The organism is Mesorhizobium sp. ORS 3428 (assembly GCF_001854785.1).
GTDB lineage: Bacteria > Pseudomonadota > Alphaproteobacteria > Rhizobiales > Rhizobiaceae > Mesorhizobium.
The window spans coordinates 1-8,659 of the sequence record NZ_MDFL01000174.1; the positions used below are offsets into that span (position 1 = coordinate 1).

General features: G+C 60.7%; 9 protein-coding genes. All 9 read left to right on the plus strand.

Annotated features, from left to right (window positions below; translation table 11 throughout):
• The first annotated feature begins 262 nt into the window (after positions 1-262).
• Complete coding sequence (locus ORS3428_RS28990; RefSeq protein ID WP_071101702.1) at positions 263-583, plus strand: HesB/IscA family protein; 321 nt, start codon at positions 263-265, stop codon at positions 581-583.
• Between the two features lie 15 nt (positions 584-598).
• Complete coding sequence (gene nifS, locus ORS3428_RS28995; protein WP_071101703.1) at positions 599-1,816, plus strand: cysteine desulfurase NifS; 1,218 nt, start codon at positions 599-601, stop codon at positions 1,814-1,816.
• Positions 1,813-3,021, plus strand: coding sequence for a homocitrate synthase (gene nifV, locus ORS3428_RS29000; RefSeq protein ID WP_040985329.1), 1,209 nt, complete (start codon positions 1,813-1,815; stop codon positions 3,019-3,021). Before nifS ends, nifV begins: the two co-directional genes overlap by 4 nt.
• On the plus strand, positions 3,018-3,398 hold the full coding sequence (gene nifW / locus ORS3428_RS29005) for a nitrogenase stabilizing/protective protein NifW (RefSeq protein ID WP_071101707.1): 381 nt from the start codon (positions 3,018-3,020) through the stop codon (positions 3,396-3,398). The genes nifV and nifW overlap by 4 nt, the downstream gene beginning before the upstream one ends.
• 178 nt (positions 3,399-3,576) lie before the next feature.
• On the plus strand, positions 3,577-4,428 hold the full coding sequence (locus tag ORS3428_RS29010) for an electron transfer flavoprotein subunit beta/FixA family protein (protein WP_071101704.1): 852 nt from the start codon (positions 3,577-3,579) through the stop codon (positions 4,426-4,428).
• A 15-nt stretch (positions 4,429-4,443) separates the two neighbouring features.
• Positions 4,444-5,553, plus strand: a complete 1,110-nt coding sequence (locus tag ORS3428_RS29015) for an electron transfer flavoprotein subunit alpha/FixB family protein (RefSeq protein WP_071101705.1) — start codon at positions 4,444-4,446, stop codon at positions 5,551-5,553.
• 10 nt (positions 5,554-5,563) lie between these two features.
• Positions 5,564-6,871, plus strand: coding sequence for an FAD-binding protein (locus ORS3428_RS29020; RefSeq protein WP_040985335.1), 1,308 nt, complete (start codon positions 5,564-5,566; stop codon positions 6,869-6,871).
• A 9-nt stretch (positions 6,872-6,880) separates the two neighbouring features.
• Positions 6,881-7,174 carry a ferredoxin family protein gene (locus ORS3428_RS29025; protein ID WP_071101706.1) on the plus strand — a complete coding sequence of 98 codons (294 nt, stop codon included), beginning with the start codon at positions 6,881-6,883 and terminating at the stop codon, positions 7,172-7,174.
• Positions 7,175-7,412: 238 nt separating this feature from the next.
• The coding region (gene nifA / locus ORS3428_RS29030) for a nif-specific transcriptional activator NifA (protein WP_443136886.1) at positions 7,413-8,659 on the plus strand (1,247 nt) is incomplete at its 3' end.

Sequence of the window (8,659 nt, forward strand, 5' to 3'; positions counted from 1 at the left end):
CCTGAACAAGCGTAAAAAACGTTCCGCACACTGATCAATGATTTATGTGAGAGTTCAGTGGGAACCGAGGCCGGACACTTCGTGTCACGTACTCGACAAACCCGACAGTCGTGTCGGTTTCCCGACGTCTTTTCAGCAATTGGCCAACAGGATTGATAGCGCCGCTAGAGGGATCGCGCCGTGTTGGAACGGTTTTTCCTCTTTGGCACGGTCCCTGCTGCGTGATCCGCAAAGACGTCGCGGATTGAGGAGAAATCTTGCCATGATCACGCTCACCGACAATGCCGTTGCCGCCGTCAAGACCGCTCTTTCCCGCGCCAGCGAGCAAGCGGAGGGCTTTCGCATTATGGTCCAGACCGGCGGCTGCGCCGGGTTCAAATACATATTGGGCCTGGAGAGCGTCTCGCGCCAGGGCGATGTGATCACGGAGACAGATGGGATCAAGCTGTTTGTGGATGCAGACTCCCAACCCCATGTTGCCGGCATGACCGTCGACTTCGTCACCGGGCTCGACTCTCCTGGCTTTGTCTTCGAAAACCCCAACGCGCGGGACAAGTGCGGCTGCGGCAAGTCCTACAGTTAACTGAGGACTGTTCGTATGAGGCCTGTCTACCTCGACAACAACGCAACGACACGGGTCGATCCTGACGTTGTGCAAGCGATGTTGCCGTACTTCACGGATCAATTCGGCAACCCTTCGTCGACGCACGCTTTTGGCGCCTCAGTCGGTGCGGCGATAAAAAAGGCGCGGCGGCAGTTGCAGGCGCTGATCGGCGCGCAGTTCGACGATGAGATCACCTTCACCTCGGGTGGAACAGAAAGCGACAATGCAGCGATCCTTTCGGCGCTCGAGGTCACGCCCGACCGAACCGAGATCGTGACGTCCGCGGTCGAGCATGCCGCTGTATTGACGCTGTGCGCGCATCTTGAGCAGACTCGCCGCGTCAAGGTCCACAGGATTCCTGTGGATCGCCATGGCCGGCTTGWTCTCGACGCCTACAAGGCAGCCCTCTCGCCCCGTGTGGCAATCGTCTCGGTCATGTGGGCGAACAACGAGACCGGTACGATCTTTCCCGTGTCCAGGCTCGCCGAGTTGGCCAAGGAAATTGGCGCCCTTTTCCATACCGATGCGGTGCAGGCGGTTGGCAAGCTTCCGATGGACCTGAAATCGACCRCTATCGACATGCTGTCGCTCTCCGGCCACAAGCTTCATGGCCCCAAAGGGATCGGCGCGCTTTGGATAAAGCGTGGCGTGCACTTCCGCTCGCTCATCAAGGGTGGAGGCCAACAGCACGRCCGGCGTGCCGGCACCGAGAACACGCCCGGCATAGTCGGGCTCGGCACGGCAGCCGAACTCGCTTTGAAATTCATGGAGGATGCGACCACACGTGTAAAGTCGCTGCGCGACCGCCTGGAGGATGGAATTCTCCAGCGCATCCCAAACACCTGTGTCACTGGCGATCCGGTGGAGCGGTTGCCAAACACCGCAAACATCTCCTTTGAACATACCGAAAGCGACGGCATCCCACATCTGCTGAGCCGCGTAGGCATCGCCTGTTCCTCCGGCTCCGCCTGCACCTCCGGCTCAATGGAACCGAGCCATGTCCTGAGCGCGATGCAGATGCCACACGGGGCAGTCCGCTTCTCGTTCGCGCGCGACAACGGCGAAGAAGACGTCGAGCGGGTGCTTGAGGTCATGCCGGCAATCGTGGAGAAGCTGCGTGACTCTCCCGGTTCTGGGTCGCGTGGGCGAAGTCCCGAAGACGTTCGATCCTGTCTGTACCTGACCGGCAGCAGAACAGGCTGCCGTTCATGAGCCGTGATGTCTTCCTCAACGACACGACCTTACGCGACGGCGAGCAGGCGCCCGGTGTCGCCTTTACGACGGCGGAAAAGCTGGAGCTCGCYGAGTCTCTTGTGGCCGCCGGCGTCCCAGAGATCGAGATCGGCACGCCGATCATGGGCGGCGACGAGATCGAAACAATTCGCGCCGCGGTCGCGCGGCGTCTCCCGGTTCGGCTGATGGCCTGGTGCCGGATGAAGGCGCGCGATCTCGATGCAGCGATCGAGAGCGGCGTCAGCGCCGTCAATCTGTCGCTRCCTGCATCCGACATCCAACTTGCCGCCAAGCTCGGCCTCGATCAGGCGGGAGCGCTCCAGCTCATCGAGGATATGGTGAGGCGCGCAGCCGCTACTGGCTTCTTCGTCGCTGTGGGCTGCGAGGATGCCTCGCGGGCTGATGGGGATTATCTTGCCCGCGTCATCGAAACGGCTGCGCGCGCCGGCGCAAGCCGCGTCAGGCTTGCCGACACGGTCGGCATTCTCGACCCGTTCTCGACTTTCGAACTCGTCGCCCAGCTCATGGCAAAGTCTGAAATCGACCTCGAATTTCATGCGCACAACGATCTCGGCCTTGCGGCCGCCAACACACTGGCCGCGATCCGCGCAGGCGCGCGCCATGCTTCCGTCACCGTCCTCGGGCTCGGCGAGCGTGCGGGTAATGCCGCGCTGGAAGAAGTGGCGGCCGCGATGGCCGTCATCGACGGCGCGGATACTGGTATCGAGCTGACCGCATTGCCCGACCTCGCCGCCCAGGTGGCTTGCGCCGCCCGCCGGCAGACGGCGACTATTAAACCGGTCGTCGGCGCCGATGTTTTCACCCACGAATCCGGCACTCACGTCGCAGGGCTGCTGAAGGACCCGCGCGCCTATCAGGGGCTCGACCCGGCACTCGTGGGCCGCTGCCGGCGTATCGTCATCGGTAARCATTCCGGCGCCACCGCGATTGCCCGCGTRCTGAGCGAAAGCGGTCGCGATCTCGACCCGGATTTGGCAGCCGCCATCGTGGCTCGCGTCCGCCGCGAGGCGGCCGCGACCAAATCGGTCGTGACAGCAACTCAACTGGTCGAGCTCTACGATGGAATGTGCAGCGAGGCACGCCTCGCGGATCTCACCGGTCCAGGTCGGCTGGGCGACGAACACAGCGATGCCACTGTTATTCGACCAGCGAGATGGCCATGAATTGTTCCCCTGACGGCCGCCCCATCGATGTTACCGACATCCTCGCGCGACTGAAGGGCCTGTCGGCCGCGGAGGAGTTCTTCGCCCTCCTTGGGGTCTCCTATGATCCAAAGGTACTGAATGTCTCACGGCTTCATATCATGAAGCGCGTGGGCCAGTATCTTGCCGAAGAAGATCTATCCGATCTGCCCGACCAGGTGGTCGCGGCGCGGGTGYGCGCCACACTGCAACGCGCCTATGAGGACTTCGCGACATCCTCCCCACTCACGCATCGGGTCTTCAAGGTGCTCAAAGACCGCGATCCGAACAAGCCTGCCAGGCCGGGACGCACCWTCGTCCCGTTCGAGTCCGTACTGAAGCGTTTCCCAAAGGAATGAGAGTGACATGGTTGCGACGCGATAATGTCGAGAAGCCGACAAATCCGGTCGTCGTGAACTCGGCCCTGAAAGGGACCAACCGAGCCTCCAGCAATAGGACGACGCAAAACGACTTGGCACGAGTAGTGCTGCCAACCAGATCAGACCGCACCCGGTTGAAAGCCCAAAGAGACCGCCAATGCACATCGTAGTCTGCATCAAGCAAGTGCCGGACTCGGCGCAAATACGGGTCCATCCCGTCACGAACACGATCATGCGCCAGGGTGTGCCTACCATCATCAATCCTTACGACCTGTTCGCCCTCGAAGAAGCGCTCAGACTGCGCGACACCTACGGCGGCGAGGTCACCGTGCTCACTATGGGTCCGCCCATGGCAGAGGACGCCTTGCGCAAGGCCCTCGGTTACGGCGCCGACCGCGCGGTGCTGTTGACCGACCGCTACTTTGCYGGCTCCGACACGCTGGCGACCTCGTACGCACTTTCCCAGGCAATCGCGAAGGTTGGCGAGACGTTCGGCACTCCAGACATCGTCTTCACCGGCAAGCAGACGATTGATGGAGACACCGCCCAAGTCGGACCCGGCATCGCCAAGCGCCTCGATCTCATGCAACTGACCTACGTCGCGAAGATCCCCTCCATTGACCTCGCTGCCGGCGAAATCAAGGTCGAGCGCCGCTGTGAAGGGGGCACTCAGATGCTGCAGAGCAGGCTGCCTTGTCTCATCACGATGCTGGAAGGCACAAACGAGGTGCGTCGGGGCTCGCTCGAGGACGCCCTTTACGCCGCGCGCAGCCAAGTCCTGAGATGGAGTGCGGCCGACGCCGGCATCGATGACCTGACCAGATGCGGCCTGCGCGGCTCGCCGACGGTCGTCAAGCGCGTTTTCGCCCCTACAGCGCGGGCGGAAAAGGCGGCACTTATCGACGCCGCCGAGAGGAATTTGCGTGATCTCGCTGACGAACTTATCGCCRCAATCTTAACCCGCGGTCCAGCGCTGGAACAGGAACTCGCCTTCAACAGCGGCGAATGACGGCAAGGAGAGACGATGTCGAGCGCGAATCGAGAAGCCCCTCGCCCTGCCCCCGGCCGTGCCGGCACAAAGAAGGAGCTGCCCGACCATTTCAAAGACTATCGCCACGTCTGGGTCTTTATCGAGCTCGAGCGCGGCCAGGTCCACCCGGTATCGTTCGAACTGCTCGGTGAAGGCCGCAAGCTCGCCGACAAGCTTGGCGTCGAGCTCGCGGGAATCGTGCTCGGACCGCCAGGAGAGACCACCCAGTCTGCGGTAGCCGAGGCCTTCGCTTATGGCGCCGATCTTGTCTACAACGTCGAGGCGCCGTTGCTTGCCGACTATCGCAACGAGCCTTTCACCAAGGCGATGACGGATCTTGTCAATGCCCATAAACCCGAGATCCTGCTTCTCGGGGCGACCACACTCGGCAGGGATCTTGCTGGTTCGGTCGCAACAACCTTGAAGACAGGGCTTACGGCCGACTGCACCGAACTCGACGTCGATACGGACGGTTCRCTCGCTGCGACCCGTCCAACTTTCGGCGGTTCCTTACTGTGCACGATCTACACGCTCAACTACCGGCCGCAGATGGCGACAGTACGACCGAGGGTCATGGCCATGCCGCGGCGGATGGATAAGCCGGTCGGCCGTGTCATCCGGCACCAGCTATCGGTAGCCGAGGATGACATCGTCACCAAAATCCTCGGTTTCCTGCCGGATAGCCAGTCTGGAAAGGCCAATCTTGCCTATGCCGACGTGGTGGTTGCAGGAGGCCTCGGTCTAGGGGCGGCGGAGAACCTGCAGCTTGTGAAGGATCTTGCGCGAGCAATCGGCGCCGAGCATGGCTGCTCRCGCCCTTTGGTCCAAAAGGGCTGGCTGTCGGCTGATCGGCAGATCGGCCAAACAGGCAAGACCATCCGGCCGAAGCTTTACATAGCGGCTGGAATTTCCGGCGCTATCCAGCACCGGGTTGGCGTCGAAGGGGCGGATCTCATCGTGGCTATCAACACCGACCCGAACGCGCCGATTTTCGATTTCGCCCACCTAGGGATCATCACCGATGCGATCCGCTTCCTTCCCGCACTGACGGAAGCCTTCACGCGGCGGCTGTCGCCCCACAGTCGCGATAAGCTTGCGAGCTAGGGAGTTGGACATGATCAAGGAAAAATTCGACGCCATTGTTGTTGGGGCCGGCATGTCGGGAAACGCTGCTGCTTACACCATGGCCAGCCATGGCCTGAACGTGTTGCAGTTGGAGCGAGGTGAATATCCGGGCTCCAAGAATGTTCAGGGTGCAATCATGTACGCGAACATGCTGGAGAAGATCATCCCGGATTTCCGGGATGATGCGCCTCTCGAGCGGCATTTGGTCGAACAGCGCCTTTGGGTGATGGACGACACATCCCACACCGGGATTCACTATCGGTCGGACGACTTCAACGAGGCCAAGCCCAACCGCTATACGATCATCCGCGCCCAATTCGACAAATGGTTTTCGCGTAAGGTGCGCGAGGCCGGTGCGACGGTTCTGTGCGAGACGACCGTGACGGAACTGGTGCGCGATGGCAAGGACAAGGTGGTCGGCGTCCGCACCGACCGGGCCGGCGGAGAGATTTTCGCGGACGTTGTCGTTCTCGCAGAAGGGGTCTGCGGACTGCTTGGCACGCGCGCCAGGCTTCGCCAGATGCCGAGGCCGAAATCCGTGGCGCTCGCCGTCAAGGAAATGCATTTCCTGCCTGAAGAGGTCATAGAGCAGCGGTTCTCCCTCAAGGCCGGTGAAGGCTGCGTGATCGAGGCCGTGGGTACAATCTCCCGCAGCATGGCCGGGCTCGGCTTCCTTTACACCAACAAGGAATCGATCTCACTGGGCATCGGCTGCCTTGTTTCGGATTTCGCTTCGATGATGGAGAGCCCATACGTCGTACTCGATACGTTAAAAAATCATCCTTCGATCCGGCCTTTAATCGCCGGCTCGGAGGTGAAAGAATATGCCGCGCATCTCATTCCCGAAGGTGGCTACAAGGCGATTCCGCAGCTGTTTGGCGACGGTTGGGTGGTGGTCGGCGATGCCGCGCAATTGAACAACGCCGTCCACCGCGAGGGTTCGAACCTCGCCATGACCTCTGGCCGCATCGCGGCTGAGGCAATCGTGCAGGTCAAGAGCCGCAAGCGTCCCATGACCAAACAGAACCTTGCCCTATACAAGACCATGTTGGACAAGTCTTTCGTAATCAAAGATCTGAAGAAATACAAAGACATGCCGGCCCTGCTCCACACCAATTCCCGGAATTTCTTCACGACCTACCCGCAGCTGATGTCGCAGGCGGCCCAGACCTTCATGCGGGTCGACGGCACCCCGAAAATCGACAAGGAAAAGGCGACCACTACTGCCTTCATCAAGGCGCGTTCGCGCTGGGGGCTGCTGGGCGACGTGGTCCGCCTGGCATTCGCCTGGCGCTAGGAGGACGAGATGACAATTGCAGGATCACGCATCGAGGAGAAGCTCTACCAGAACCGCTACCTGRTCGATTCGGGGCGCCCACATATAAAAGTGYGACCGCACCAGAAGCCAAGCGCCAACCTGCTTGCGTTGACGCGCGTCTGCCCTGCCCAATGTTATGAATTGACCGACGAGGGCCAAGTGGAGATCACCGCCGACGGCTGCATGGAGTGCGGCACCTGTCGGATACTGTGCGAGGCCAGCGGTGAGATCGAGTGGAATTATCCGCGCGGCGGCTTCGGTGTCCTCTTCAAGTTCGGATGACCTGCGCACCGCATGCGCCGTCGCAAAGGCGTGCCGACACGTGAAATTGYCGCAATTGCAACCTGACAATTTGCAATTGCACAGGGGCTCGGTAATACTGAGGTCTCGCGAGTCGAAATACATAAAGGCGCTTTGGGAGGAGCACCCTGCAACCCCTGAGGTGTTTTCCATGGCTCAAATAATGCGGGATCGGGTGCACGAGGTAGGGCTTCTCGACGCCGGGCCACCTATCAAAGCCATGCACGAGCCGAACATCCCGCTCAGGGGAATCTACGAGATATCCGAGATCCTGACCGCGCCCACGCGGCTGGAGATCACGCTTGGCAATGTCGTCAACGTACTCTCCTCGTTTGTGCAAATGCGTCATGGAGCAATGGTCGTCCTGGACGCGGAAGGAGAGCTGGAGATTGCCGCAACCGCCGGCAACAACCAGGCACCTCAATCAGACTGGCGCCACGTCATACCGCAGTCCGTGGTAGACCGGATCGTCGCTACGGGGACGCCGCTCGTCCTACACGATGTCAGCAAGTCCGAACTATTTCAGGCTGGTCTTCAAACGACTTCGAGCAGCGCCACCATACCGGTTACCTTTATCGGAGTGCCAATAGAGGCTGGGGATGAAATCCTCGGTACACTGTCGATCGACCGTGTCGGGGACCGCGCCGCCAGCGTGCGTTGCGACGAAGACGTATCCTTCCTGACGATGGTCGCCAATCTTGTCGGCCGGACCATCCGCCTCCATCGCATGCTGAGCACAGATCGTCAGCGGCTTGTCGAGGAGCAACGGAGACCGGAGAAATGGGTCCACGAGAAGGAGACCCGCCCTGCCCGGCATTCGCATGTCAAAATCGACGGGATCATCGGGGAAAGTCCCGCACTCAAGCAGGTGCTTGAAACCGTCGCGGTCGTAGCAAGAACCAACTCCACCGTGCTTTTGCGGGGTGAAAGCGGTACCGGCAAGGAATTTTTTGCGCAGGCCATCCATAAGCTTTCGCCTCGCAGCAAGAAAGCGTTTGTCAAACTGAACTGCGCCGCACTGCCTGAAAGCGTTCTGGAATCGGAATTGTTTGGGCATGAAAAGGGCGCCTTCACCGGGGCTGTCTCGCAGCGCGCCGGCCGTTTCGAACTAGCCAATGGCGGAACCCTGCTGCTTGACGAAATCGGCGAGATTTCGCCTGCCTTYCAGGCTAAGCTGTTGCGCGTCTTGCAGGAAGGCGAGTTGGAGCGCGTCGGCGGCACCAGGACGCTAACGGTCGACGTCCGGCTGATATGCGCCACCAACAAGGACCTCGAGACGGCTGTGGTGAACGGAGAGTTTAGAGCCGACCTTTACTATCGCATCAATGTCGTGCCAATCATGCTGCCACCGCTCAGAGAGCGACCCGGTGATATTCCACGCCTTGCGAAGGCCTTCCTCGATCGATTCAATAGCGAGAACCACCGCGAGCTCGCCTTCGCTCCGTCGGCGCTTGAGCTGATCTCGCA

Bases quoted from the DNA above. Each gene is read 5' to 3' on its own strand.
- ORS3428_RS28990 (WP_071101702.1), top strand. From the start codon at position 263: ATGATCACGCTCACCGACAATGCCGTTGCCGCCGTCAAGACCGCTCTT.
- ORS3428_RS29020 (WP_040985335.1), top strand. From the start codon at position 5,564: ATGATCAAGGAAAAATTCGACGCCATTGTTGTTGGGGCCGGCATGTCG.